We start from the raw sequence: 26182 nt of genomic DNA, 5'->3' as shown, positions 1-26182 counted from the left end.
GTGGTCTTGCCCGCGCCGTTCGGCCCGAGCAGCGCGAAGACGGACCCTGCTGGGACGGTGAGATCGATGCTGTTGAGGACGGTCTTGTCGCCGTAGGACTTGCGCAGCCCGTTCGCCGCGATGGCCAGGTGGGTCATGGTGGGTGCTCCTCGGGGTCTGCGGGTCAGATGCTGCGGGCGGTGATGTCGCCGTAGGCGGTGGTCGCGTGGATGGTCAGGCCGGCGTCGGCGCCGTCGGCGTTCTGGAGCGTGTTGTGGATCCGGCCGTAGGAGGTGCCGGCGTCCAGGGAGGCGGAGACTCCGCGGGCGGCGCCGACCGAGATCTCGCCGGACTCGGTCCGCAGGGTGACGGTGCCGCGCACGGCCTCGGCGATGTGGAGGTCGCCCTTCTGCGTACGGATCTCCGCGGGGCCGCCCAGGCGGCCGACCGTGATGTCACCGGCCTGGAGGGCGAGGCGGGCGCTCGCGGTCTCGTCGATCTTGACTGCGCCCTGCGCGCCCTCGAAGACCACGTCGCCGAGCCGTCCGACCCCCCTGAGGTCCGCGGCCGCGGCCTTCACCTCGACGCGGGAGCCTGCGGGCAGCTGGACGGTCACCTCCACTGATCCGGAGCCGCTGCCGAGGATCCGGTTCTTCGCCGGGGCGGCCTCGATCCGCAGGACACCTTCGACGTACTCGACCGTGGTCTGCTCCGCCGCCGTCACGTCGCGGCCCTTCGAGGCGTCCAGGGGCCGGACCTCGACCGCGGTGTCGGCGCGGTCGGCGGCGATGAACCGGATATGCCCCGCGGGGATGTCGAGGACGGTGGAGATCGGGGTGGGGGTGTCGAAGTTCCGCATCGTGCTCTCCTTCAGGTCGTTGTTTCTGACATGGGAAAAGCTACGTTGCGTTCACCGCCCTGGCAACACACTCGTTGCATTCAGAATAGCTAACTGCAGGTCAGAGCTAACTATTCGTTGCAACACTTCTGAAAGTAACGCAACGGCGACCCTGCATTCGTTGCAATAGCTTGGGAGTGAACGCTATGGTGGGGGCATCCGAGGAGTTACGAAGGAGATCGCGATGCCGGGCGGCAGGCTCACTCAGCAGGAACGTCAGCAGATCGCGCTGGGGCTGGCCGACGGCCTTGCCTATGCGGAGATCGCCAGAAGCCTCGACCGTCCGACCTCGACGATCACGCGTGAGGTGATGCGGAACGGCGGCCCCACCGCCTACCGCGCCGACCTCGCCCACCGCGCCACCGAACGCCGCACCCACCGCCGCAGGCAGACCGCGCCCCGGGAGCCCGATGCGGCCCCGCAGGAACACGGACGCGACGCCGAGGCCGTGCGCGAGTACGAGGAGACGCTCACCACCGTCTTCATGCAGTCGGGAATGCCCAAGATGATGGCCCGGGTGCATGCCTGCCTCTGCACCACCGACTCGGGCAGCCTCACCGCGTCCGAACTCGTCCAGCGTCTCCAGGTCAGCCCGGCGTCCGTCTCCAAGGCGATCACGTACCTCGACGGCCAGGGCCTCATCCGCCGGGAACGCGACGCACGTCGCCGCGAGCGCTACGTCGTCGACGACGACGTCTGGTACCAGTCCATGATGGCCAGCGCCCGCTCCACCGCCCACGTCGTGGAGACCGCACGGCAGGGCGTCGGGGTACTCGGCCCCGGTACGCCGGCCGCCACCCGCCTGGAGAACATCGCCCGCTTCCTCGACTTCGTCAGCGAGAGCATCGCCCGCGCCGCGGACCAGGCCCGCGAGGTCCTCCACGCGAAGCCCGATACGGCTCCGGACGGCTCCGCGGAGTCAGGTTCGGATCGCGGCTAGGCAGCCCCGTCAGGACGTTTCCGCGTCGCGACTCACGGGCGTTTCACGGGCGTTGCCGCTGCGACCTCCACAGCAGGTAGAGCGCGGAGGCGACGGCCGCGCCGCGTACCACCCACGGCCAGGTCTCGGCCATCGCGTCGCTCATGTGGCCGTCGCGGACGGGGTCGCCCCAGCGGCCTTCGTTCCTGCCCCACAGCCAGGTGATCCCGGCGGCCACGGAGAGCCCCGGCAGGCCGAGGACGGCCCACTTCGCCTCGGCGCGGCTGAGCCTGCGCGAGGCGTAGGCGAGGAGCCAGCCGCCGCCCAGGGCAAGCCAGTTGCCGAGGATGGCGCCGACGGTGAGGAGGGCCGCGGCGAGCAGCAGGAGGGGGTTGGTGAAGCGGGGCGGGGCGGGGGCGAGGGCCGCGGTGGCGGGGCGGCGGAGACGGAGGCGGCGCCGCGGGGCGGGCTCGTCCTCTTCGACGTCTTCGCCCTCTTCGTCGAGATCCTCGTCCGCTTCCTCGTCCGCTTCCTCTTCGAGGCGCTTCTTCGGCGGGGGCTTGAGGATCTCCGGGATCTCCACGCCGCCGGTGAAGCCCGGCACGCTGTCGGCGAGGCCGAAGGGACTGCTGTCCACGCGCCACCAGTCGGGCTCGGAGCCGCTCGCGCCGAGCTCGTCCGTGCCCGCGAGGTGCGGCGGGGACGGCAGGTCCTCCCGGGGCGGCTCCGGTTCCTCCGCCGCGGGGCGGGGGCGGGGGACCACGCGGCGCAGACGCTTGGGCTTGGGGCGTTCCCCCGGTTCCGCTGTGCGCTGGGTGGGGACGGCGGGGCGGGGCTCGGCGCTCTTCGGTGCGTCACCGGAGCCCGCGGCTTCGACGAGCTCCTCGGGGGTGCCCAGGCGGTCCAGGATGCGGCGTATCGCGGCCGGGCTGTCGACCGCGGTCTTCGCCCGGGTCCGGTCGATCTGGTTCCGCAGGTCGGATACCAGGCGCATACGGGTGCCTGACGGCAGCTGGTGCTGCTGGGCCAGGTCGCCGACGCGGCTCAGATAGTCGTAGATGAGCTGGTCGCTCTCGATCCCCACGAAGTCCCCTCCGGGGCGGCTGCGTTGGCGGGCCGCCCGTTGTGCCCGGTGGTTTTCGACGGTACCGCTTTCTGGCGTGGGCGCCCTAGCTGTGGGCCCTGCATCCGTCCCTGTACGAACAGGCCTTCCCCACCCACCCGCCCGATTGCCCCGCAGCCTCCCCTGGACGAACGAGCCTTCCCACCCGCCCGCCCGATCACCCCGCATCCGATCCTGGACGAACAGACCTCCCCGCCCACCCGCCCGATTGCCCCGCAGCGACCAGTGAACAGCCGCAGTCGGCAGCGCTCGGGAGGGGACGTGCCGGTATGTCCGCCCGGAGCACGGCTCGCGGCACTCCGGAGCCGAAGCAACCCCGCGCCCACCGGACGATAGCGAGGACGGACATACCGGCGCGGCCCCGCACCCACACACGCACCAGCCCCGGCAGCAACCCACGACGCCCCGCAGCCGGCAGCGAACCGACTCCGGAGCCGCGGCAACCCCGCAGCCACCGGACGAAAGCGAGGACGGACATACCGGCGCGGCCCCGCAGCAACCCACGCGCCCCCGCGCCCTCAGACGGAGCGACACCGCAACCCGACCCGCTACCGTGAGCCCGATGAGCACCGACGAGCAGCCCCAGCGCCCAGCGGACAGCCCCCGGTCCCTCGCCGAGGCACTCCGCTCCCGTGACGACGCGTCCCTCGGCGCGCTGCTCCACGCCCGGCCCGATCTGCTCACGCCGGTCCCGAACGACCTCACCCAGCTCGCCACCCGCGCGGCCACCCGCGCCTCCGTGGTCCGCGCCCTGGAGCGGCTCGACCGGTTCGCCCAGCAGGTCGCCGAGGCACTCGCCGTGGCTCCCGAGCCCGCTGCGTACGAAGAACTGCACGCCCTGGTGGCCGGAGACGAGGGAAGCGGCGTCGCCGAAGCGGCGCTGGCCAGCGCCCTCGCCACCCTCCGCGAGCAGGCCCTCGTCTGGGGCTCCGACGACCGCCTCCGCCTGGTCCGCACCGCACGCGAACTCCTCGCCCCGGCCCCGCAGTACCCCTCCCCCACCGGCCTCGGCCCCACCGTCGCGGAGGCCACCGCGGGCATGTCGCCGAACCGTATGCAGGACATCGTGGCGGCGGCCGGGCTCCCCTCCACCCACGACGCGGTATCGGCGGTCAAGTCGCTCACCGAGCTCTTCGCGGACCGCACGCGCATGTCCGCGCTTCTCGACGAAGCCCCCGCCGAGTCGGTCGAAGTGCTCTCGCGGCTCGTCTGGGGCCCGCCGTACGGCCAGGTCACCGCCGATCCGGCCCGCCACCTGCGCTGGCTCCTCGACCGGGGGCTCCTGCTCCCGACCGCGCCGGGCACCGTCGTACTCCCCCGCGAGGCGGCCCTGCACCTGCGCGCCGGCCGCGCCCACCGGGTGCTCGAACCTGCGCCGCCCGCCGTCGAGCCGTTGCGCGAACACCGTCCACAGGCTGTGGACGCGGCGGCGGCGAGCCAGGCGTACATGGCACTCGACACGGTCGAGGAGCTCTTGAAGGACTGGGACGAGGGCGGCCCCACCGTGCTCCGCGCGGGCGGTCTCAGCGTGCGCGACCTGAAGCGGACGGCGGTGGCCCTCGACGTGCCGGAGCCGGTGGCGGCGTTCTGGGTCGAACTGGCCTACGCGGCGGGCCTCGTGGCGTCGGACGGCGACACGGACGAGCGGTACGCGGCGACGCCCGCGTACGACGACTGGCAGGAGCTGCCCGCCGCCGAGCGCTGGTCGCTCCTCGCCACGGCCTGGCTGACGGCGACGCGCACGGCGGGCCTGATCGGCGGCCGTGACGGCAAGGACCGCACGCTGTCGGCGCTCGGCCCGCATCTGGACCGCTCGTCGGCGCCGGAGATCCGCCGCCGGGTGCTCACGCTCCTCACCACCCTGCCGGACGGCGCAAGCCCGACGCCCGAGTCGATGCTGGCCCGCCTGCGCTGGGAGCGCCCGCCGCGCGGCAGCACATCGTCCGGCTCCTCCCCCCGCGGCGCCGCACCCCTGGAGCTGCGCGCCCGCATCGCCCAATGGACGCTGAACGAGGCGGAGTTGCTGGGCATCACGGGACGCGGGGCGCTGTCCGCGCACGGACGGGCGCTGCTCGGATCACAGAGCGACGAGGGTTCCGGGGGATCGGCGGCCCCCCACCCCTCCTCCGCCGAACTCGCCGCATCCGGCGCCCGAGCCGCCAGACTCATCGCCCCCCTGCTCCCCGAACCGCTCGACCACGTCCTGCTGCAGGCCGACCTCACGGCGGTGGCCCCCGGCCCGCTGGAGCGCCCCCTTGCCGAGACGCTCTCCGTGCTCGCCGACGTCGAGTCGAAGGGCGGGGCGACGGTGTACCGCTTCACGCCCGGCTCCGTGCGCCGCGCGCTCGACGCGGGCAAGGCCGCGTCCGACCTGCACGCCTTTCTGGCCGCGCACTCGCGCACCCCGGTGCCGCAGCCGCTCGCCTACCTCATCGACGACGTGGCCCGTAAACACGGCCACCTGCGCATCGGCGCCGCGTCCGCGTACGTGCGCTGCGACGACGAGGCGTTGCTGAACGAGATCCTCGCCGACAAGCGCTCCCAGGCCCTGCGCCTGCGCCGCCTCGCGCCCACCGTGCTCGCCGCGCAGGCCGATCCCGGATCGCTCCTCGAAGGCCTGCGGGGGATGGGCTTCGCGCCCGCCGCGGAGAGCGCCGAGGGCGACGTACTGATCACGCGGGCGCACGCCCACCGCTCGCCGCCCCGCACCGCGCCCGAGCCGGTCCACGACGGCCCGCCGCTGCCCGACAGCACCCTGATCGGCGCGGCCGTACGCGCCATCCGCGCCGGCGACCTGGCATCGACCGCGCCCCGCAAGGCGACCCCGGAGAAGGGCGACGCGCTGCCCCGCACCACGGCTGCGGAGACCCTCGCCACGATGCAGGCCGCGGTCCTGACCGGCGAGGCGGTATGGATCGGCTATGTCAACGCCGAGGGCTCCGCGAGCCAGCGCGTGATCGCCCCGATCCGGGTGGAGGGCGGCTTCGTCACGGCGTACGACCACACGGCGGACGAGGTGAAGACGTACCCCTTGCACCGGGTCACGGGGGTCGCGGAGCTGGCGGACGACTGAGGTGGCCGGACCGGACCTGCGACACCGGACCGGGCCTGTGACATAGGCGGGCTCGCGAGCCGGACCGTATGCGCGCGCCATGCGGCACACTGGACGTTTGGCTTACCGAAAGGGTGCGCGCGTGAATGGTCCCCTGATCGTCCAGTCGGACAAGACTCTCCTGCTCGAGGTCGACCACGAGCAGGCCGAGGCCTGCCGCCGTGTCATCGCGCCCTTCGCGGAGCTGGAGCGTGCTCCCGAGCACATCCACACCTACCGCGTGACGCCGCTCGGGCTGTGGAACGCCCGTGCCGCGGGGCACGACGCCGAGCAGGTCGTGGACGCGCTGGTGGAGTTCTCCCGCTATCCCGTGCCGCACGCGCTGCTCGTGGACATCGCCGAGACGATGGCGCGCTACGGCCGCCTCACCCTCTCCAAGCACCCCACGCACGGCCTGGTCCTGACCACCACCGACCGGCCGGTCCTGGAAGAGATCCTGCGCTCCAAGAAGGTGCAGCCGCTCGTCGGTGAGCGCCTCGACGCGGACACCGTCGCCGTGCATCAGTCCGAGCGCGGCCAGATCAAGCAGACCCTCCTGAAGCTGGGCTGGCCCGCCGAGGACCTCGCCGGGTACGTCGACGGCGAGGCGCACCGTATCGACCTCGCGGAGGACGGCTGGGCGCTGCGGCCGTATCAGAAGCAGGCCGTCGAGGGGTTCTGGCACGGCGGCAGTGGTGTGGTCGTACTGCCCTGTGGCGCGGGCAAGACGCTGGTCGGGGCCGGTGCCATGGCCGAGGCCAAGGCGACGACGCTGATCCTGGTGACCAACACGGTCTCCGCGCGGCAGTGGAAGCACGAGCTGATCAAGCGGACCTCGCTGACCGAGGAGGAGATCGGTGAGTACAGCGGGACCCGCAAGGAGATCCGCCCGGTCACCATCGCGACGTACCAGGTCCTGACGACGAAGCGTAAGGGCGTCTACCCGCACCTCGAACTCTTCGACTCCAGGGACTGGGGCCTGGTCATCTACGACGAGGTGCACCTGCTGCCCGCCCCCGTCTTCAAGTTCACCGCCGACCTCCAGGCCAGGCGGCGGCTCGGCCTGACGGCCACGCTGGTGCGGGAGGACGGGCGGGAGTCCGACGTCTTCTCCCTCATCGGCCCCAAGCGGTTCGACGCTCCGTGGAAGGAGATCGAGGCGCAGGGGTACATCGCGCCCGCGGACTGTGTCGAGGTGCGGGTCAATCTGACGGACTCGGAGCGCCTCGCGTACGCGACGGCCGAGGCCGAGGAGAAGTACCGCTTCTGCGCCACCACCGCCACGAAGCGGAAGGTGACGGAGGCGCTGGTGCGGAAGCACGCCGGGGAGCAGACCCTGGTCATCGGCCAGTACATCGACCAGCTGGATGAGCTGGGCGAGCACCTGGACGCGCCGGTCATCAAGGGCGAGACGACGAACACGCAGCGCGAGAAGCTGTTCGGCGCGTTCCGGGAGGGCGAGATCTCCGTCCTCGTCGTCTCGAAGGTCGCGAACTTCTCGATCGACCTGCCGGAGGCTACGGTCGCGATCCAGGTGTCGGGAACGTTCGGCTCCCGGCAGGAGGAGGCGCAGCGGCTCGGTCGTGTGCTGCGTCCGAAGGCCGACGGTCATGAGGCCCGCTTCTACTCCGTCGTGGCTCGGGACACCATCGACCAGGACTTCGCGGCGCATCGGCAGCGGTTCCTCGCGGAGCAGGGTTACGCGTACCGGATCGTGGACGCGGACGAGCTGCTGGCCGACAGCTGAGGAGCAGGGCCGCGGCCAGCAGGGGATAGGGCGACGCGAACGGCTGTTGCCAGTGCGGGAGTTGCAGGTCCAGGTCGCCCTGGTGCGGGACCAGCCACAGGGTGCGGGCCGTGAAGAGGGTCGCCACCGCCGCGGTCAGGCGGGGGCGGCCCTCCGCCATGAGCAGGACCAGGAGCGGTACGCACCAGATCCAGTGGTGGGACCAGCTGATGGGCGAGACGAGGAGCGCGGCGGTGGCGGTGAGGAGCACGCCGCGGGCTTCGCTGGGGGCGCGGGCGGCCAGCCACAGGCCGATGACGGCGATGAGGGCGGCGGGGACGGCCCACAGGAGGCCGGGGTGCGGGTCGTGCGTGGCTCTGGCGAGGAGGCCTTGCACCGACTGGTTGTCGACGATCCATGCCTTGCCGACGCGGCCGGTCTCGAAGATGCGATGGGTCCAGAAGTCGAGGCTGGCGGCGGGGAGGGTCGCCGCGCCGAGCACGACGGTGCCGATGAGGGCGCCGGTGGCGGTGAGCCCTTCGCGTACGCGCCCGCGTCCGCGGAGGAAGAGGTACGCGATGAAGATCGCCGGGGTGAGCTTGATCCCGGCGGCGATCCCGACCGCGAGGCCCTTGCCGGGTGCCCCGGGAGGGCGGGTGAGATCCCAGAGGATCAGACAGCCGAGGGCGAGATTGATCTGCCCGAAGACGATGGTCTGAAAGACGGGTTCGAGCCAGAGGGCGAGGGCGGTGCCTGCCAGGAGGGGGGCGATGCGGGTGGGGAGCTGGGCGAGCCGGCAGGAGAGATGGATGAGCAGGGCGAGGAGGACGACGTTCCCCGCGATGAAGGTGAGCTTGAGGGCGGGGAGGGGGAGCCAGGTGGTGGGTACGAAGAGGAGGGCGGCGAACGGCGGATAGGTGGCCGGAAGCTCCCACTCGGTGACGGTGAACGCGTAGAGATCGCTCCCACTGACGACAGCGGCGCCTTCCGCTCGGTAGACGAGGGTGTCGGCCATGGGGATGCGTTGGGCGAGGCAGAGAACGGCGAGGGCGAGGAGAGAACCACCGAGTAGGACGACTGCGGGGGCGGGCCCCTGGGCCTTTACGTACGGTGACTGGACTACGACAGAGGGTTCCTGCACGGCGCGACCCTAGTGGACGTCGGGGGCGGTCCGGGTGATGCCGTGCCTGCGGGGCAGGCGGGGTGGGCGGGAAAGGCCTGTTCGCCCAGGGTCGAATGCGGGGCAATCGGGCGGGTGGGCGGGAGAGGCCCGTTCGGCAACGCCCCCCGCCGGCGGGGAAAATGAGTGGCCGCGCCTCAGGGCGGGGCATAAGATGCCCGGTCTGCCCGCGTGCCTCGCGCCCGCCGCCGACCGGACGGCAACCGGCCGGCCCCAGACCCCGCACCCCCTGCCGGAGGCAACCGTGCACGCCCACCCCGACCCACTCTCCCGAGAGCGGAACCACCTCGCCGCGTCCCGCTCGGCCCTGAGAGCCATGCGCGAGGACGCCGAGGCGCTCGACATCCGCGACGTCACCGCGAACTGGGTCAACGCCGCCGTGCTGCAGAGCCAGATCGACGAGCGGATCAAGTCCCTCGCCGACCTTTCCCACACCCCCCTCTTCTTCGGGCGGCTCGACTACTTCCACGCGCCCGGCGCCGAGCAGGCGGAGGGCGCCGAGGGCGAGCAGTTCTACATCGGGCGGCGGCACGTCCACGACGCCGATGGCGACCCCATGGTCATCGACTGGCGTGCCCCCGTCTCGCAGCCCTTCTACCGCGCCTCCAAGAAGGCGCCGATGGACATCGCCCTGCGGCGGCGGTTCGGATACACCGGCGGCGACCTCACCGCGTACGAGGACGAGCACCTCAGTGACGCCGACGAGGCCGAGCAGACCAGCAAGCTGCTCCAGCAGGAGATCGAGCGGCCTCGCGTGGGTCCCATGCGCGACATCGTCGCCACCATCCAGCCGGAGCAGGACGAGATCGTGCGCAGTGATCTCGGCGGGTCCGTGTGCGTCCAGGGCGGACCCGGCACCGGGAAGACCGCTGTCGGGCTGCACCGCGTCGCCTACCTTCTCTACGCCCACCGCGACCGGCTCGCCAGGACCGGCACCCTGGTCATCGGACCCAACAAGTCCTTCCTGCATTACATCGAGCAAGTCCTGCCTGCTCTGGGCGAGTTGGAGGTCAAGCAGGCCACCGTCGATGATCTCGTCGCCCATGTGGAGGTGCGGGGGGCGGATGACGCCGCCGCTGCCGTCATCAAGGGCGATGCCCGCATGGCCGAGGTTCTGCGGAAGGCCCTGCGGTCGCATGTGAGCATGCCGGATGAGCCCGTCGTCGTGGTGCGCGGGTCCCGGCGCTGGCGCATCCCCGCCTATGAACTGGAAGAACTCGTCGGGGAGTTGCTCGCCCGCGACATTCGGTACGGGGCTGCCCGAGATGCCCTGCCCCAGCGCATCGCGCACTCCGTGCTGGTACGCATGGAGCAGTCCGGCGAAGCCCCCGATGACCGCGTGCAGGACGCCGTCGCCCGTAACCCCGCGGTGAAAGCAGCCGTCAAGGCCGTGTGGCCGCCCGTCGACCCCGCCAAGCTCGTCCTGAGGCTGCTCTCCGACGCCGAATTCCTTGCCGTACACGCCGAGGGGATTCTCGATCACGACGAGCAGAAGCTGATCCTCTGGGCGAAGCCCGCGCGGAGCCTCAAGGCAGCCAAGTGGTCTGCCGCCGATGCGGTGTTGATCGACGAGGCGAGCGATCTCGTCGCTCGGACCCACTCGCTCGGGCATGTGGTCCTCGATGAGGCGCAGGACCTGTCCCCCATGCAGTACCGCGCCGTCGGACGCCGTTGCACCACCGGTTCCGCCACCGTCCTCGGCGACCTCGCCCAGGGCACCACCCCCTGGGCCACCCGGAGTTGGGAGCAGGCCCTGGAGCATCTGGGGAAGGGGGATGCCGTGGTGGAGGAGCTCACCGCCGGGTTCCGCGTGCCCAGGGAGGTCATCGCGTACGCCTCCCGGCTGCTGCCCTCCATCGCGCCCGGCCTCGCCGAGGTGAAGTCGGTGCGTGAGTCGGCGGGTTCGCTCGTGGTGCGGCGCGTGGCGGATCTCGACGCCGCTTCCCTCGAAGCCTGCGTCGAGTCGCTGCGGCAGGAGGGTTCCATCGGGCTCATCGCCGCCGACGCCCGCGTCCCCGCGCTCGCCGAAGCACTCGGCGCCGCCGGGATGACGTACCTCTCGCCCGGCGAGGAGACCACCCCCGACACCCGGCTCACGCTCGTGCCCGCCTCGCTGGCCAAGGGGCTCGAGTACGACTACGTGGTCCTCGACGAGCCCGCCGCCGTCGTCGACGGCGAGCCCGACGAGCGGACCGGCCTGCGGCGGCTGTACGTCGCCCTGACCCGTGCTGTCTCGGGCCTCACCGTCGTGCACGCCGCCGGGCTGCCGGAGCAGCTCGCCGCCTAGGCGAGCCCCTTGCGGTCGCCTGGACCGTCCGCCGGGGCGCCGGTGGACGGCAGGTGCGCGACGACGAGCACGATGCCCGTGAGCGTCACGATCCGCGTGGCGGCGTCCAGGCCGTTCCAGTCCTCCGACTGCCACATGGCGAACCATTCGCCGCCGATCCCGATGAAGCCCGCCCCGAACAGCACGAGGATCATCAACAGGCCGATCGTGCCCGTCCGTCTGGCTCGGCGCAGTCCCTGGGGGCGGCGCAGGGCCCCGGCCCACAGGACCGTCGCCGTGAGCAGGATCAGCGCGGCGACGGACTCCCAGACGATGATCCCGATGTACGCGGCGTCCTGCAGCGCGGTGGAGCCCACCGCGCGCCACATCAGGTCGTCGTCCTTGAAGGTGGTGTCCATCGCCAGGACATGGCGTACGAACTGCTGGTTGGTGTCGAAGTCGGTGATGTTCCCGAACGCGACGAGTGTGATGTAGAGCGCCATGGTCCCGGTGAGCAGCGTCGCGGCGACGGGCAGCGCCCCGGCCGCGAGTATCCGCTCGGCGGGACGTGTCCGGTCCGCTGGACGTGTCTGATCTGCGGGACGCGTCTTGTCTACTGGTGTCGGCATGAAGTCCCCTCCTTGTCCGTCCAGTTGTATCGCGTCCCGCGCGGACAATGATCAGGCCTCCCGCGCGCGGAACGATCGGGCGTCCGGACCGGACAGTGATCAGGCGTCCACCGCTGCCCGCCACCGGGCGACGGCGGCGGCGGAGACCGGCGCCGACCACCCGTCGGGACGCGAGGCGCCGCCGATGTGGAACGCGTCGACGCCTGCCGCCCTGAGGCGCGGCAGGTGGTCGAGGCGGAGGCCGCCGCCCACCAGGATCTGCTGCTCGTAGCCCTGCTCACCGGACCGTGCCGCCTCGGCGAGCAGCGTGGGCAGGCCGTCGTCCACGCCGCTCGCCGCGCCCGCGGTGAGGTAGGTGTCGAGGCCGGGCAGGTCCGCGAGCTGCTTGCGCAGGGCGTCGCGGTCAAAGGTCCGGTCGATGGCCCGGTGGAAGGTCCAGCGGCAGCCGTCGAGCGCGCCCACCACGGTCTCCACCGCGGCCAGGTCGGGGCCGCCCGTCTCGTCGAGGAAGCCGAGGACGAACTCGTCGGCGCCCGCGCTCCTGAGCTCGCGCGCGCTGCGTACGAGAGTGTCGACGTCGCCCGCGGCGAATCCGTCCGCGAGGCGCAGCATCACGCGCAGGGAGATGTCCACGGCGGCGCGGATCTCGGCAAAGGTCTCGCGGGACGGCGTCAGGCCGTCCGCGGCCATGTCGGCGACCAGTTCGAGGCGGTCCGCGCCTCCGGCCTGGGCGGCGACGGCGTCCTCGGCGTCGAGGGCGATCACCTCCAGGACTGCACGCTTGCTCATGGATGTCTTCCTTCGGGTCCGGGGCACACAGGTCTAGTCCAATTACCCAGCCTACGCGCAGATCACCCCGGCGCGACCCATGCGTGCCGGGGTGATCGTAAAGACATGTACACGTCGATCTTGGCGGGGGTTCAGTTGCCCGCCATCAGTTACCTGCCCGCGTGAAGGTAGGCCGCCCACAGGGAGGGGGTCGCCGGGAACCGGTCGCGCAGCGCCCGGATGGTGTGGTGCAGGGCTGTGGCGGAGCGGTCGGGGTCGAGTGTTCCGGACGGGCCGGTGGCCAGGTGCGTGTAGAAGGCTTCGGCGACGTCCACGGCCAGGCGGTCGTTGATCGGCCAGAGGGTCCCGATCACGTGGGGGAATCCGGCGAGTTGGCAGGCGCTGGTGAGGTGGATGGACTCGTCGAGCAGGTCGGGACTGCCGAGGGCCGCGGTGTCGCAGGCGGAGAGGTAGGCCAGCCGCGCGCGGTCGAGGTCGACCTGGGCGAGCGCGGAGACGGTCAGCGGCGTCGTGGCGTGGTCGTGCAGGAGCAGTCGGCTCCGGGAGGGGTCGGCGGGATCCGTGAAGCCGTGGCAGGCGAAGTGGGCGATGGCGCACTCCGGGAGCCGGGCGAGTACGGCGGCCGCGGTCGGGGTGTCCACGCCCGGCGGGGCGGCGATGCCGTCGGGGGCGGGTCCTGGCGCCGTGAGCCGGACCGGGCGTGGAAGCAGGGCCCGGATCCGGCGGGCTTCTTCGGGTACGTGGTCCAGGGCGCCGAGGCCGGGTGTCGTCGGCATGGCGACGATCAGGGACGTGGAGTCCTCGGTGGGCCCGGCGTGGCGCCGGGGCCGACGGGCGTGGCGCAGGGCGCGGACGGTCGGGGTGTAGGAGGAGATCACCCGGTCCAGGACGGTGCGGCGGTGCGGGCCGGGCGCGGAGTCGGCGTGGAAGCCCGCCGCGTGCAGGGGCAGCATGCCGAGAAGGCCGCCGGGTGCCCACCACACCCGGGGCAGGGGCTGACCGTCCTCGGCCGAGGGGAGCGCCTCTCCCAGGGCCGCCAGGGCGGTGAGGGCCGGCTCGGCGGCGGCCTCCCAGAGCCACTCCAGGGTCCGGCGCATGGTCTGTTGGGCGGCGATACGGTCCCCCTCGGGTGCTGTCGCCTCCTCCAGCGCCTCGTGGAAGGTGCTGACCTGCTCGACGAGGGCTTCCTGGCCGAGCCGGGGCAGCGGGCAGGAGGTGACGCCGTGCCTGGTGAGGAGCAGCGCGTCACTGCGGTAGTGGCTGATGTTGAACGTCACCACGGGGCCGTGGGCCGCTTCGGCCAGGAGGTCTTCGGGGGCGGGCGGCAGGCCGAAGGAGGCGAACCCCTGGCAGGCCCGGATCCGGCCCAGCAACTCCTCCAACTCCTCGGCCAGGTGGTGGCGTTCGTGGTCGGCGCCGGCGGCCTGGCCGGTGGTGGCGCTGGTGACGGCGGCGTCCCGGTCCAGGAGTTCACGGAGCTCCGAGAGGCGCTCGGCGAGGTCAGGATGCCGGTGGCGCAGCTCGGTCAGATCGGTCCGCGTGGCCAGCGCCTGGGACAGAAGTACGGCGCGTCCGGCCTCGGCCAGGCGCAGCGCCCGCATGGCCCGTTCCGACGGGCTGCCGCTGGTGTCGGCCAGGGCGAGGGCGGTGGCGTCGGCGGCGAGATCGAAGGCATCGGCGCCAAGGGCGTGCTGCTGATCACTTCGCCGCAGCCGACGCGGTGCCGCCTTGGGCAGCAGCAGCACGGCCCGCTCCAGGAACTCGGCCGCCCGGCCGGGGTCCGAGGAGGCGGCCAGGCGGGCCGCCCCGCGCGCCGCACGCACCCGCAACCACGGCGGAGCGGCCTTGACCTCGGCCGCCCGCTCCCACGCGGACTGCTCTTCGATCAGGTCGTCCGGCACTCCGGTGCGCTCGAACCGCAGCCGCAGGACGCTCGCGAGGTTGATCAGGATGCCGGTGCGGTTGGGGTGGTCCTCGGGGATGGCGCGGGCGGCGGCGCGGCCCGCTTCCACGGCCTCGTCCGCGTCCTTGAGGTCGCCGGTGCGCTCGAACCGCATCCGTGAGGCGATGCAGAGGTTGATCAGAGGCATGGCCTGGGGGTGGTCGCCGGGGGTGATCCGGAGGGCGGCGCGGCCGGCCTCCACCGCCTCGTGCAGATCTCCGAGATCTCCTCCGTGCTCGAAGCGAAGCTGCAAGGCGGCGGCGAACTCGGCCAGGTAGGCCACACGTTGCGGGTGGTCGTCGGGGGTGACGCGGAGGGCGGCGCGGCCCGCCTCCACCGCCTCGTCCACGTCCCCCGGGCCCCTGCCGCGGTCGAAGCGCATCCGCAGGCAGGCACCGAGGTTCACCAGGCGTACGGCGCGTTCCCGGTGGCCGTCGGGGGTGGCCAGGGCGGCGGCGCGGCCGGCCTCGATCGCCTCGTCCACATCCGCCAGCATCCCGGTGCCCTGGAACCGGAACCGCAGGGCGGCGCTGAGGGCGGCCAGCCGCACGCCCCGGTCGGGGTGACCGTCGGGGGTGATCCGGAGGGCGGCGCGGCCGGCCTCCACCGCCTCGTCCACATCCTTCAGGTCACCGGTGCGCTTGAAGTGGTCCAGCAGGATGACGCAGAGGTTGGACAGGAAGCCTGCCTGCCTCGGTTCGGCCTGGACGGCGGCGCGATGCGCCGCCACCGCCTCGCCCAGGTCCCTGAGGTCCCCGGTGCGCTGCAACCGCGATTGCAGGGCGACGCCGAGATTGGTCAGGAACACGGCCTGGCGGGGATCGTCCTCGGGGGCGGCCTGGACTGCGGTGCGGCTCACCCCCACCGACTCATCCGCATCCCGCGGATCGCCGGTTCGCGTGAACCGCAACCGCAGGGCGGCGCCGAGATGGGTCAGATGCTCTGCCCGGCCGGCGTCGCCGTCGCGGGTGGCCCGGACGGAGGCGCGGCCCGCTTCCACCGCCTCGTCCGCGTCCCCGGATTCCCCGATGCGATGGAAGCGGTTCACCAGGGCGCCGCAGAGGTGGGACAGGGCGCCCGGACGCTGCGGGTGGCCGTCAGGCATGGCCCGGACGGCGATACGGCCCGCCTCCACCGCCCCGTCCGCGTCCTTGAGGTCTCCGCCGCGCTGGAAACGTATGTCCAGGATCCAGCAGAGGAGGGCATGCGAAGAGGCGTACTGCGGATGGTCGTCGGGCAGGTGGCGCGTGATCCGTGTCGCAAGGTTCACGGCGTGGGTCGGGAGTGCCGGATCATCCGTGCTGCTCACCATGCGCTTGAGCAGCTCCACCGCATCGGGGATCGCCCGCCTGGCAAGGGGTTCGAGCAGCGGCTCCGGGAAGGGCCCCACCCCCATGACGAAGGAACCCCGGAGGAAGTGGAGCGCGTCCTTCCATTCTTGTACCGCCTGCGCCTCGGTGACTCCCAGCGAGCGGAAGTGGTGCAGCCAGCCCAGGGCGTGCTCGGCCTCCAGGTCGCTCTCGCCACTGGCGATGTGCGCCGCCAGACCGCGCGCCTCGGCCAGCGCGGCAGGATCAAGGACCGGGGACGGGTCCTGCTGGGCGGCCACCCGGTCCAGTCGTCTCCTGACCGCTGCCAGCAGCTCACCACGCCTGTCCATTCACGCCCCCATGTGATTGACGGTTCGTCAGTCAGGCAGCGTAGGCCGCCGGTTGCCCGGATGAGCCGGCTTCGGACAGCATGGCCGAGTCAGTGCGAACGGGGGGTGCGGAGTGACCGAGCAGCGCGGCGGCATCGACGCGGTCGACACGAGGGTGCGTGAGGCGGTCGCCCATGTGTGCGGCCGACTGGAGCGGATCCGTACGAACCTGGAGGCATACGGAACCGAGGGTGCGGCACCGCTGGCCCGCCTGGTGGCGGCCCTGCGCGCCGGGGCCGATCCCACGGGGCCGCTGGACGCCCTCCACGAGGCCCTGCTCGCCGCGGGCGACGCCATGGGCGTGTACGGGAGCACGCGCGGCATGACCCCGCTCGGGGCCGACCCCGCGAGCCCCGACGAGTGGGTGCTGCTCTGCCCGACGCGCCAGTGCTCCCGGCACGCCTGGCCCGACGGCCCCGAGGCGCCCCGCTGCCGCGTCAGCGGCCAACCCCTGCGCGGGGAAAGGCTGTAGTGGTGGGCGGGTTCCTCGGCGCGCTGGGGCAGAAGCTCGCCGAGCGCTGGCTCGCGCTGCTGGTCCTGCCCGGTGCGCTCCTGCTGGCCACGGCCACCGCGGCCCGTGCCCTCGGCCAGGCCCACGCCCTGGACCATCAGCGCCTCGTCGACCGGATCGGCCAGTGGGCCCAGGCGCCCGTCGCTTCCAGCGTCGGCGGCCAGGTCGTGCTGCTCGGCGCGGTACTCGCCGCCGCCGCCACGGCCGGCCTTGCCGCCCAGGGTCTTGGGGCGGCGGTCCAGCGCGCGGTGCTGGCCGCCGACTGGCAGGCCTGGCCGCGTCCGCTTCGGCAGTGGGCGCATGCACGTGTCGTACGGCGCCGGGAGCGCTGGGCCGCCGCCGCGCAGCGTTACCGGCGGCAACTCGACGCCGACGCACACTCCTTGGCCCTCCTGGGGCAACGGGCCGATCCCGCGCCGCGTCGTGCCGCGCGGCACGCGCTGGGGCGCATCGGCGCCGAGGAACCGGACCGGCCCACCTGGAGCGGCGACCGCGTGCACGCCGTCTCCGTACGCCTGGAGCGTGACCACCACCTGGACCTGCCGGTCCTGTGGCCGCATCTGTGGCTCACGCTGCCCGAGCCCACCCGCGCGGAGATCAGCGCCGCCGAGCAGGCCCTCACCCGCGCCACGACGTTGGGCGGCTGGGCCCTGCTGTACGCCCCCCTGACCGTGTGGTGGTGGCCCGCCGCGCCGATCGCGGCCGCGATCGCCCTGACGGCAAGCTCCCGTATCCGCAGCAGCGTCGACGCCTACGCCCAACTCCTTGAAGCCGCCGCCCGCCTCCACGCCACCGACCTGGCCATACAACTCGGCATCGACCACACCGGCCCCGTGGACACCTCGCTGGGTGACGCCCTCAGCCGGCGGCTCCGCACGCGTGGCCCTCTCGGGGCGCAGGCCGAAGGGCCCCCGGGGCCATGAGGCTCCGGGGGCCAGAGGCGGCGGCGTACGACTACGCCGCCTTGAAACCGCGCAGCCGCAGCGAGTTGCCGACCACGAAGACCGAGGAGAACGCCATCGCGGCGCCCGCGATCATCGGGTTCAGGAGGCCGGCCGCCGCCAGCGGCAGCGCGCCCACGTTGTAGGCGAAGGCCCAGAACAGGTTCGACTTGATCGTGCCCAGCGTGCGTCGGGAGAGGCGGATGGCGTCCGCCGCCGCGCGCAGGTCTCCTCGTACGAGGGTGAGGTCGCCCGCCTCGATCGCGGCGTCCGTGCCCGTGCCCATCGCCAGGCCCAGGTCTGCCTGGGCGAGCGCCGCCGCGTCGTTCACACCGTCGCCGACCATCGCCACGCTCCGGCCCTCCGCCTGCAGGCGCTTGACCACGTCGACCTTGTCCTGCGGCATGACCTCGGCGATGACGTCACCGGGCGCGATGCCCACCTCGGCGGCCACCGAAGCCGCGACCGCCTTGTTGTCGCCGGTCAGGAGGATGGGAGTGAGGCCGAGGGCACGGAGGCGGCGGATCGCTTCCGGGCTCGTGTCCTTCACCGCGTCGGCCACCTCGAGGACCGCGCGCGCCTCGCCGTCCCAGGCGACCGCGATGGCCGTACGTCCCGCCGCCTCGGCCTCCCCCTTCGCCCGCTCAAGGTCCACGGGGAGTCCGATCGCCCACTCCTTGAGCAGCGCCTCGCGGCCGACCAGGACCGCACGGCCCTCGACGATGCCCTGGACGCCGAGACCCGCCACGTTCGCGAAGTCCTCGGGGGTGGGCAGCGCGCCCACCCGCTCGGCCGCTCCCGTGGCGACGGCCTGGGCGATGGGGTGCTCCGAGGAGTGCTCCAACGCCCCTGCCAGGCGCAGGACTTCGGCCTCGGTCGTGCCCTGCGCGACATGCGTGGCGAGCAGGGTCATCTTGCCGGTGGTGACGGTGCCGGTCTTGTCCAGGACGATCGTGTCGACCTTGCGGGTGCTCTCCAGGACCTCCGGGCCCTTGATCAGGATGCCGAGCTGGGCGCCGCGTCCGGTGCCGACCATGAGGGCGGTCGGCGTCGCGAGCCCCAGGGCGCAGGGGCAGGCGATGATCAGTACGGCGACCGCCGCGGTGAAGGCGGCCGTGAGCCCTGAGCCGTTGCCGAGCCAGAAGCCGAGGGTGGCGACGGCCAGGGCGATGACGACCGGCACGAAGACCGCCGAGATCCTGTCGGCGAGGCGCTGGGCCGCCGCCTTGCCGTTCTGCGCGTCCTCGACGAGCTTGGCCATGCGGGCGAGTTGGGTGTCGGCGCCGACACGGGTGGCCTCGACGACGAGCCGCCCGCCCACGTTCAGCGTGGCTCCGGTGACCGCGTCTCCTGTCGCCACCTCGACCGGCACGGACTCACCGGTGAGCATGGCGGCGTCGACGGCGGAGGCGCCCTCGACGACCTTGCCGTCGGTGGCGATCTTCTCGCCGGGACGAGCGAGGAAACGGTCGCCGACCCTCAAGTCGCTCACAGGGATGGTCTCTTCACCCCCGCCGTCCCGCAGGACCGTGACGTCCTTGGCCCCCAGTTGGAGCAGCGCTTTCAGGGCCGCCCCCGCCTTGCGCTTGGAGCGGGCCTCGAAGTACCGGCCGGCCAGGATGAAGGCGGTGACGCCCGCCGCGGCCTCCAGGTAGATGTTCCCGGCGCCGTCCGTGCGGGAGATGGTCAGCTCGAAGGGGTGCGTCATGCCCGGCGTACCGGCCGTCCCGAAGAACAGTGCCCACAGCGACCAGACGAACGCGACCGACGTGCCGACCGAGATCAGCGTGTCCATCGTCGCCGCACCGTGCCGCGCGTTCGTGTACGCGGCCTTGTGGAAGGGCCAGGCCGCGTACGTCACGACCGGCGCCGCCAGGGTCAGGGACAGCCACTGCCAGTACTCGAACTGCAGGGCAGGGACCATCGCCATGGCGACGACGGGCAGGGAGAGCAGGACGGCGGTGATCAACCGCTCGCGCAGGGGCCGCAGTTCTTCGTCCGCCGCTTCCCGCTCGTCGGCGGGGGCCGCCTCGGTGCGGGCCGGGGCGGGCTCCTTGGCGGTGTAGCCGGTGGCCTCGACGGTGGCAATCAGGTCCTGTACGGCGACGTCCTGGCCGCGGTAGCTGACCTTGGCCTTCTCGGTGGCGTAGTTGACGGTCGCCTCGACGCCGTCCATGCGGTTGAGCTTCTTCTCGATCCGGGCGGCGCACGAGGCGCAGGTCATGCCACCGATGGCGAGCTCTACTTCGGCGGTGGAGGCCACCTCGGGGGTGCCGGGTGTGGTGGACATGTCTGCGGGCTCCTTGTGGCGGGGCGGGCTTTGGGCGGCGAGGTACCCGGGGCGGGTACCTCCTGACGAGATCCATATATACCCCTGGGGGGTACTGAACGCAAGAGGCGGGCCCGGCTTGACTTAGTACCCCCAGGGGGTATCGTCGAATGCATGGGGAGCCGCCACCCGGGCTCGCTCCACCCGCTCCACCCGCTTCATCCGCCTCTCGGGAGCCGTCATGAACACCGGAATGAAGATCACCGCCTTTGCCGCCGCCGTGGCCGCGACCTTCGGCACCGCGTACGGCGTGGGCCAGGGCATCGACCCCGTGACCGCGGAGAAGAAGCCCGCGAGCGAGCACGGCGGGCACACGGGCGAGAAGGAGAAGCCAGGCGGCGGGGAAGCCGCCGCGGGGCCCGCGGAGACCGTCCCCGGCGGCCTGCGGATCTCCGAGCGCGGCTACACCCTCGACCTGCAGAGCTCCCGCATCGAGGCGGAGAAGCGCGAGGAGCTGCGGTTCACGGTGGTGAAGGAGGGCGCCGGCAAGGACGGCGCGGGCGGCTCCGGCAAGGACGGGCGGGGTGAGAACGTGACGGCGTACGAGAAGGAGCACGGCAAGGAGCTGCACCTCATCGTCGCCTCACACGACCTGACCACCTACCGCCACCTGCACCCGACCCGCGCGGCGGACGGCACGTGGTCGACGCCGGTCGAGCTTTCGGAGGCGGGCGGTTACCGCGTCTTCGCCGACTTCAAGCCCGTGGGTGCGAAGGAGGGGCTGACGCTGGGCGCGGACCTCGCGGTGGCGGGGGCGTACGCCCCGAAGGCGCTGCCCGAGCCCGACGCTCGGGCGTCGGTCGATGGCTACGAGGTCACTCTCCAGGGCGAGTTGAAGCCCGGGAAGGCGGCCGACGTGACCCTGAACGTGGAGAAGAACGGCAGGCCGGTCACCGACCTCCAGCCCTACCTCGGCTCGTACGGCCACCTGGTCGCCCTGCGCTCCGGCGACCTCGCGTACCTCCACGTGCACCCCACCGGCGAACCGGGCGACGGCAGGACGGAGCCGGGCCCCGGGGTCTCCTTCTCGGCGACGGCTCCCAGCGCGGGCGCTTATCGACTGTTCCTGGACTTCAAGCACGAGGGGAAGGTGCGGACGGCGGCGTTCACGGTAGGGGCCGGCTCCGCCGGTGGGGAGAGTGCCGAGTCGGAGGACTCGGGCCACACGCACTGAGCCCTGCGGGCTGCGGGCTGCGGGCTGCGGAGCTCTGTCGCCTGCGGGCCCGCCGTGGCTTGTCGCGCAGTTCCCCGCGCCCCTGCCGGGGCACCCCCGAAGGGGCGCGAGGAACTGCGCGAGCAACCACACCCCACCCGCAGGTGCACACGACCGGACCCACCCCCCAGGGGCGCGGGGAACTGCGCGACAAGCCACAACCCACCCGCAGGTGCACACGGCCGGGCCCACCCCGCCCCGCCCCGCCCCCGGGAGGGAATCCGCCGGCCGGCTCAGTCGAAGATCGGCAGCTCCGATTCCCTCGCGCCCGCCAACTCATACCGCGTCCCCGCAAGCGGACGGCCCGTATACAGGCGGATCAGCGTCGGCGCGTCACCGATGTAGCGGGCCGGCGGCCGCTTGCCGTCGGCCACTCCCAGGGAGAGCGGCTCGTCCAAGCCGTCGACATCCGCGTGCAGCGGCAACGCCGACGTCGTCCTGCTGTACTCCCCCAACACCGTCAGCGCATCGGGCAACCCCGCCCCGCCATACGCACCGGCCAGCCCCCACGCCTCACGCACGTCGCCCGCGTGCACCCACTCCCCCAGCGCGACACCGTCCAGCCGCCCCTTGAACTTGACCATGACCTCCCCCGCCTCCGTCATGCCCCGCTCCAACTCGTCCACAATGCGGGAGTTGGACCAGTCGGCCCGCTCGGCGATATCGCGCTCATTGCTCTCCGGGCTGTACACACCCTCCTCGAAACGGCTCTCGACGACGCGCGTCAGCGCCGCGCTGCAGTGCGCGAGAACGTGCCGCACCGTCCAGCCGGGACAACAGGTCCTGATCGCGTACGCGGAGTCGTCGGCGTTCCTCAACAGGGGGATCAGGACGTCGCGTTCGGAGCGCAGCAGCCGTCCGGGACGCTCGGGGTCGTACGCCTCGTCATGCGTGGTCGTAGTCATGGCGCAAGCCAACCGTCCGCCGCGGCGCATGGCAACGGGGAAGGGCGCCAAGGGGGCAGCCACGCACGTACGTGCTCGTACGCCCATGCACGCGGACGCACGTACGCGCACGCACGCCCAATACACCCCCCAGGGGTATGGTGCCGCGCAAGCGTTAGAGTCGCCCCATGCCCCACGACGACAAGGACCTCCGCGCCCGCTGGCACGCGACCCTGCTCCGCGCGAGCGAAGGAACCCCCGACCCCACGCCCTTCGCGGACAACCTGCTCGCACGCTGGGCCGAGCCGCAGCGGCGGTACCACACCACCGCCCACCTCACGGCGGTCCTCGACCACATCGACGTACTGGAGGAGCACGCCGACGAGCCCGATCTCGTGCGGCTCGCGGCGTGGTTCCACGACGCGGTCTACGCGCCGGACCGCTCCGAGAACGAGGAGCGCAGTGCCCGCCTGGCCGAACGCGCCCTCCAGGAAGGCGGGTTGACGCCCGCCGCGACGGCGGAGGTGGCCCGCCTCGTCCGCCTCACCGTCACCCACGACCCCGCCGACGGCGACCACAACGGCGAGGCGCTGTGCGACGCCGACCTGGCGATCCTGGCCGCCGCCCCGGACGCCTACGCCGCGTACGCCGCGGCCGTCCGCGAGGAGTACGCCTTCGTGCCGGACGAGGACTTCCGCGCGGGCCGGGCGGCGGTACTCCGCCAGCTCCTCGCCCTGCCGAGGCTGTTCCGCACGCCCTACGGCGCGGCCGAGTGGGAGGGCCCCGCGCGCGCGAACCTGGCGACCGAAATGGAGCTGCTCAGCGCCTGACGCTCCCGTACTCTCTGCCGCATGATTTCCATGGGCGGGGACCAGGTCGAGGAAGCCGTGGCGCACGCGGCGAAGGTGCTGCGCGCCGCGGTGGGGCTCGACTGGAGCGTCAAGGCGGGTGGCCTCGACTGGAGCTGCCTGGAGACGGCCGAGCACATCGCGTGCGATCTCGTCGCGTACGCGGGGCAGTTGACGGGCCGGGCGACCGACGGGTGGGTCCCCTTCGAGATCGCCTTCGACGAGGGTTCGGGCCCCGCGGACGCGATCCGCGTCCTCGAGTCGACCGGCGGTCTGCTCTCGGCGGTGGTGCGGACCACGCCGCCGGGGGTCCGGGGCTTCCACCCGTACCCGCACGGCAGCGCGGACGCGGTGGGCTTCGCGGCGATGGGCGTCGCGGAGGTCCTCCTCCACACGTACGACATCGCGCAGGCTCTCGGCGTGGACGCGGAGCCGCCGGCCGCGCTCTGCGAGGCGGTGCTCGCCTGGCTCTTCCCGCAGGTCCCGCCCGCGCGCACGCCCGACGACCACTGGGCGACGCTGCTCTGGGCCACGGGCCGCGGCTCCCTGGCGGGGCGCCCTCGCCGCGACAAGTGGCGCTGGCACAACGCCCTCTCGATCCCCGCGGGGCGCATCACGCTGCGGGAGGTCTCCCCCGCCGCTGCGGGGGATCTCGCCGCGGGCGGGACGGGGGGCCTGGCGTGGATCGAGGGCGGGCCCTTCGACGGGACGCGGCGGGCCGCGGAGATGGTGATGAAGGCGTACACGTCCGGGGTGCACCGGCCCGAGTGGGGCATGTTCGCCCTGGTGCGGGTGGAGGACGAGGTGGCTGTCGGCGGCATGGGGTTCCACGGGCCGCCGGACGAGGAGGGGGTCGCCGAGGTCGGCTATGACCTGGCGGTCGGCGCGCGGGGCCGAGGCTATGCCTCGGAGGCCCTGGACTCCCTCTCCACCTGGGCGCTGGCACGCCCGGAGCTCTCGGCGCTCCTGGCCCTGATCGAACCCGAGAACGAGGCCTCGCAGGCGGTGGTCCTCCGAGCCTCTTACACCCGGGCCTCGGACCGCGAGGACCTCCACGCGTACCTGCGGCGCGGGTAGCGGGTACCCTGCGGCGCGGGTAGCGGGTGCCCTGCGGCGCGGGTAGCGGGTAGCGGGTGCCCTGCGGCGCGGGTAGCGGGTAGCGGGTGCCCCGCAGCGCGGTATCGAGTGCCCCGCGGCGCAGGGAGGCGATTGCCCCGCCGCGCACGGGAGCCCTGAACAGCCGCCGCTTCGCGGCGATGTCTCCCTCCCACCCACCCATTACCCCGCATCCCCTGCACAACGGACCTCCCTCCGGCCCACCACCCCGCATCCCGACGCAGCGCAATCGGATGGGTGGGCGGGAAACATCCGCGCTCCCCCCGACCCACCACCCCACATCCCGACCCAGGGCAATCGGATGGGTGGGCGGGAAACATCCGCGCTCCCTCCGGCCCACCACCCCGCAACCCGACGCAAGGCAATCGGATGGGTGGGCGGGAAACATCCGCGCTCCCTCCGGCCCACCACCCCACATCCCGACCCAGGGCAATCGGATGGGTGGGCGGGAAACATCCGCGCTCCCTCCGGCCCGCCACCCCACATCCCGACCCAGGGCAATCGGGTGGGTGGGCGGGAAACATCCGCGCGAAGCGCGGGACAGACACCCCCCAGCCACGCGAGGACACAGACGACACAGACGACACAGACGACGCAGACGCCCCCCAGGCAAAGGCCACGCCACGGCACGAGCACCCCCGGCGGGACGCCAAAGCAGGGGCAGCGGCACCCCCACTGCCGCGAACCCCGCACCCGGCGCCCAGCGCCCAGCGCGCCCAGCGCCCCGCGCCCCGCGCCCAGCCCCCCGCCAGGGAATGTCACGCCCCCACCCCAGCGTTGATCCCTGTTATGCCGACCCCTGACCCAAAGCCCGCCGAGCCAGGCGCCGGCCGGAACCGCATGCCCGTCGCCGTGTACATCCTTGGCCTCGCCGTCTTCGCCCTCGGCACGAGCGAATTCATGCTCTCGGGGCTCCTGCCCCCCATCGCGGACGACATGGACGTCTCCATCCCCCGCGCGGGCCTCCTCATCTCCGCCTTCGCCATCGGGATGGTCATCGGCGCCCCCCTCCTGGCCGTGGCGACCCTCCGGCTCCCCCGCAGGACCACCCTCATCACCCTCATCACCGTCTTCGGACTCGGCCAGGTCGCCGGGGCGCTCGCGCCCTCGTACGAGATCCTCTTCGCGTCCCGCGTCGTCAGCGCCTTCGCCTGCGCGGGGTTCTGGGCGGTCGGCGCGGCCGTCGCCATCGCGATGGTGCCGGTCAACCAGCGCGCCCGCGCCATGGCCGTGATGATCGGCGGCCTCTCCATCGCGAACGTGCTCGGCGTGCCCGCCGGAGCCTTCCTCGGCGACAACTTCGGCTGGCGGTCCGCCTTCTGGGCGGTCGGTGCCGCCTCCGCGATCGCTCTCGTCGGCGTACTGACGCTCATCCCCCGCATCCCGCTCCCGGCCGAGAAACCGCGCCTGAAGCAGGAGCTGACCATCTACCGTGACCGGCAGGTCTGGCTCTCCATCGCCATCACCGCGCTCGCGGCGGGCGGCGTCTTCTGCGCGTTCTCGTACCTCTCCCCGCTCCTGACGGACGTCGCGGGCCTCGACGAGGGGTGGGTGCCGACCGTCCTCGGCCTCTTCGGGCTCGGCGCCCTGATCGGCACGGCGATCGGCGGCCGCGTCGCCGACGCGCATCTCTTCGGCGTCCTGCTCAGCGGCATCGCGGCATCGACGGTCTTCCTCGTCACGCTCGCGCTCTTCTCCGGCACGGCGGCCGTGGCGATCGCCCTCTCGTTCCTCCTCGGCGTCTCCGCCTTCTACACCGCCCCGGCCCTCAACGCCCGCATGTTCAACGTCGCGGGCGCCGCCCCCACCCTCGCGGGAGCGACCACGACGGCCGCGTTCAACCTGGGCAACACCGGCGGCCCCTGGCTCGGCGGCACGGTGATCGACCTCGACCTGGGCTACGCATCGACGGCGTGGGCGGGCGCGGCGATGACGGCCGTGGCGATCGTCGCCGTCACGGCGTCTCTGCGGCTGCACCGCAGGACACCGAGCCGCGTGGTCACGACCTCGGCGGACGACACGGGCGACACCGCACCGGCGGCCCCAGCGGACGCCACCGCCGACGCCAACCGCTGAGAGCCAACAACCGCCGAGAACCA

General features: G+C 72.7%; 18 protein-coding genes and 1 pseudogene. 10 read left to right on the top strand and 9 right to left on the bottom strand.

The window, feature by feature from the left end; all coding sequences use genetic code 11:
• On the bottom strand, positions 1–137 hold a 137-nt coding region (locus ACZ5WE_RS36515; RefSeq protein WP_467695711.1), incomplete at its 3' end, for an ATP-binding cassette domain-containing protein.
• 26 nt (positions 138–163) lie between these two features.
• Complete coding sequence (locus tag ACZ5WE_RS36510) at positions 164–838, bottom strand: DUF4097 family beta strand repeat-containing protein (RefSeq protein WP_467695701.1); 675 nt, start codon at positions 836–838, stop codon at positions 164–166.
• A 223-nt stretch (positions 839–1061) separates the two neighbouring features.
• On the opposite strand from ACZ5WE_RS36510, the gene ACZ5WE_RS36505 reads away from it, so the two are divergent.
• Positions 1062–1817: a GbsR/MarR family transcriptional regulator gene (locus tag ACZ5WE_RS36505; protein WP_467695699.1), complete on the top strand. Its 756-nt coding sequence runs from the start codon at positions 1062–1064 to the stop codon at positions 1815–1817.
• Between the two features lie 43 nt (positions 1818–1860).
• On the opposite strand, the gene ACZ5WE_RS36500 is transcribed toward ACZ5WE_RS36505, so the two are convergent.
• Positions 1861–2880 (bottom strand): hypothetical protein, encoded by a 1020-nt coding sequence (locus ACZ5WE_RS36500; RefSeq protein WP_467695697.1) that lies wholly within the window; start codon positions 2878–2880, stop codon positions 1861–1863.
• A gap of 601 nt (positions 2881–3481) precedes the next feature.
• Here ACZ5WE_RS36500 and ACZ5WE_RS36495 point away from each other — a divergent pair.
• Positions 3482–5992, top strand: a complete 2511-nt coding sequence (locus tag ACZ5WE_RS36495; protein ID WP_467695695.1) for a helicase-associated domain-containing protein — start codon at positions 3482–3484, stop codon at positions 5990–5992.
• 121 nt (positions 5993–6113) lie between these two features.
• Complete coding sequence (locus ACZ5WE_RS36490; RefSeq protein ID WP_467695693.1) at positions 6114–7757, top strand: DNA repair helicase XPB; 1644 nt, start codon at positions 6114–6116, stop codon at positions 7755–7757.
• Here ACZ5WE_RS36490 and ACZ5WE_RS36485 read toward each other — a convergent pair.
• Positions 7723–8751 (bottom strand): annotated as a pseudogene (locus ACZ5WE_RS36485) (glycosyltransferase 87 family protein); the annotation flags it as partial. The gene ACZ5WE_RS36490 and the pseudogene ACZ5WE_RS36485 overlap by 35 nt on opposite strands.
• 319 nt (positions 8752–9070) lie before the next feature.
• Here ACZ5WE_RS36485 and ACZ5WE_RS36480 point away from each other — a divergent pair.
• Entirely contained in the window at positions 9071–11203 is a 2133-nt protein-coding gene (locus tag ACZ5WE_RS36480; RefSeq protein ID WP_467695691.1) for a HelD family protein, read from the top strand.
• Here the strand turns inward: ACZ5WE_RS36480 and ACZ5WE_RS36475 are convergent.
• From ACZ5WE_RS36475 to ACZ5WE_RS36465, 3 genes are all read right to left on the bottom strand, one after another.
• A complete protein-coding gene (locus ACZ5WE_RS36475; RefSeq protein WP_467695689.1) occupies positions 11200–11811 on the bottom strand; it encodes a DUF2165 domain-containing protein in 612 nt (203 codons plus the stop codon). The two genes, ACZ5WE_RS36480 and ACZ5WE_RS36475, sit on opposite strands and share 4 nt — an antisense overlap.
• Before the next feature lie 99 nt (positions 11812–11910).
• A complete protein-coding gene (locus ACZ5WE_RS36470) occupies positions 11911–12600 on the bottom strand; it encodes a copper homeostasis protein CutC (RefSeq protein ID WP_467695688.1) in 690 nt (229 codons plus the stop codon).
• 149 nt (positions 12601–12749) lie between these two features.
• Positions 12750–16202, bottom strand: coding sequence for a CHAT domain-containing protein (locus tag ACZ5WE_RS36465; protein ID WP_467695686.1), 3453 nt, complete (start codon positions 16200–16202; stop codon positions 12750–12752).
• Positions 16203–16314: 112 nt separating this feature from the next.
• On the opposite strand from ACZ5WE_RS36465, the gene ACZ5WE_RS36460 reads away from it, so the two are divergent.
• Together ACZ5WE_RS36460 and ACZ5WE_RS36455 are read left to right on the top strand one after the other, a co-directional pair.
• Positions 16315–16713 (top strand): hypothetical protein, encoded by a 399-nt coding sequence (locus tag ACZ5WE_RS36460; protein WP_467695685.1) that lies wholly within the window; start codon positions 16315–16317, stop codon positions 16711–16713.
• A 2-nt stretch (positions 16714–16715) separates the two neighbouring features.
• Complete coding sequence (locus ACZ5WE_RS36455; RefSeq protein WP_467695683.1) at positions 16716–17675, top strand: hypothetical protein; 960 nt, start codon at positions 16716–16718, stop codon at positions 17673–17675.
• A gap of 31 nt (positions 17676–17706) precedes the next feature.
• Here the strand turns inward: ACZ5WE_RS36455 and ACZ5WE_RS36450 are convergent, their stop codons facing one another.
• The gene (locus tag ACZ5WE_RS36450; RefSeq protein ID WP_467695681.1) at positions 17707–19983 is read right to left on the bottom strand and encodes a heavy metal translocating P-type ATPase; all 2277 of its coding nucleotides are present in this window, start codon (positions 19981–19983) and stop codon (positions 17707–17709) included.
• A gap of 220 nt (positions 19984–20203) precedes the next feature.
• Between ACZ5WE_RS36450 and ACZ5WE_RS36445 the strand changes: the two genes are divergently transcribed.
• Positions 20204–21196 carry a hypothetical protein gene (locus tag ACZ5WE_RS36445; RefSeq protein WP_467695679.1) on the top strand — a complete coding sequence of 331 codons (993 nt, stop codon included), beginning with the start codon at positions 20204–20206 and terminating at the stop codon, positions 21194–21196.
• A gap of 272 nt (positions 21197–21468) precedes the next feature.
• On the opposite strand, the gene ACZ5WE_RS36440 is transcribed toward ACZ5WE_RS36445, so the two are convergent.
• On the bottom strand, positions 21469–22140 hold the full coding sequence (locus ACZ5WE_RS36440; protein WP_467695677.1) for a maleylpyruvate isomerase family mycothiol-dependent enzyme: 672 nt from the start codon (positions 22138–22140) through the stop codon (positions 21469–21471).
• A gap of 167 nt (positions 22141–22307) precedes the next feature.
• On the opposite strand from ACZ5WE_RS36440, the gene ACZ5WE_RS36435 reads away from it, so the two are divergent.
• The 3 genes from ACZ5WE_RS36435 (at position 22308) to ACZ5WE_RS36425 (ending at position 26159) form a co-directional block, all read left to right on the top strand.
• Complete coding sequence (locus ACZ5WE_RS36435) at positions 22308–22949, top strand: HD domain-containing protein (RefSeq protein WP_467695675.1); 642 nt, start codon at positions 22308–22310, stop codon at positions 22947–22949.
• Positions 22950–22970: 21 nt separating this feature from the next.
• A complete protein-coding gene (locus ACZ5WE_RS36430) occupies positions 22971–24044 on the top strand; it encodes a GNAT family N-acetyltransferase (protein WP_467695674.1) in 1074 nt (357 codons plus the stop codon).
• A gap of 879 nt (positions 24045–24923) precedes the next feature.
• Positions 24924–26159 (top strand): Cmx/CmrA family chloramphenicol efflux MFS transporter, encoded by a 1236-nt coding sequence (locus ACZ5WE_RS36425; protein WP_467695672.1) that lies wholly within the window; start codon positions 24924–24926, stop codon positions 26157–26159.
• Positions 26160–26182: the final 23 nt, after the last annotated feature.

It is taken from the genome of Streptomyces sp. NPDC033180 (assembly GCF_055577645.1).
This window is presented reverse-complemented; position numbering and strand designations above follow the sequence as displayed.

Coding starts and splice junctions, on each gene's coding strand:
- ACZ5WE_RS36480 (WP_467695691.1), top strand. CDS start 9,071: ATGCCCGGTCTGCCCGCGTGCCTCGCGCCCGCCGCCGACCGGACGGCA.
- ACZ5WE_RS36435 (WP_467695675.1), top strand. CDS start 22,308: ATGCCCCACGACGACAAGGACCTCCGCGCCCGCTGGCACGCGACCCTG.
- ACZ5WE_RS36440 (WP_467695677.1), bottom strand. CDS start 22,140: ATGACTACGACCACGCATGACGAGGCGTACGACCCCGAGCGTCCCGGA.
- ACZ5WE_RS36465 (WP_467695686.1), bottom strand. CDS start 16,202: ATGGACAGGCGTGGTGAGCTGCTGGCAGCGGTCAGGAGACGACTGGAC.
- ACZ5WE_RS36495 (WP_467695695.1), top strand. CDS start 3,482: ATGAGCACCGACGAGCAGCCCCAGCGCCCAGCGGACAGCCCCCGGTCC.
- ACZ5WE_RS36425 (WP_467695672.1), top strand. CDS start 24,924: ATGCCCGTCGCCGTGTACATCCTTGGCCTCGCCGTCTTCGCCCTCGGC.
- ACZ5WE_RS36475 (WP_467695689.1), bottom strand. CDS start 11,811: ATGCCGACACCAGTAGACAAGACGCGTCCCGCAGATCAGACACGTCCA.
- ACZ5WE_RS36505 (WP_467695699.1), top strand. CDS start 1,062: ATGCCGGGCGGCAGGCTCACTCAGCAGGAACGTCAGCAGATCGCGCTG.
- ACZ5WE_RS36510 (WP_467695701.1), bottom strand. CDS start 838: ATGCGGAACTTCGACACCCCCACCCCGATCTCCACCGTCCTCGACATC.
- ACZ5WE_RS36450 (WP_467695681.1), bottom strand. CDS start 19,983: ATGTCCACCACACCCGGCACCCCCGAGGTGGCCTCCACCGCCGAAGTA.
- ACZ5WE_RS36430 (WP_467695674.1), top strand. CDS start 22,971: ATGATTTCCATGGGCGGGGACCAGGTCGAGGAAGCCGTGGCGCACGCG.
- ACZ5WE_RS36445 (WP_467695679.1), top strand. CDS start 20,204: ATGAACACCGGAATGAAGATCACCGCCTTTGCCGCCGCCGTGGCCGCG.
- ACZ5WE_RS36470 (WP_467695688.1), bottom strand. CDS start 12,600: ATGAGCAAGCGTGCAGTCCTGGAGGTGATCGCCCTCGACGCCGAGGAC.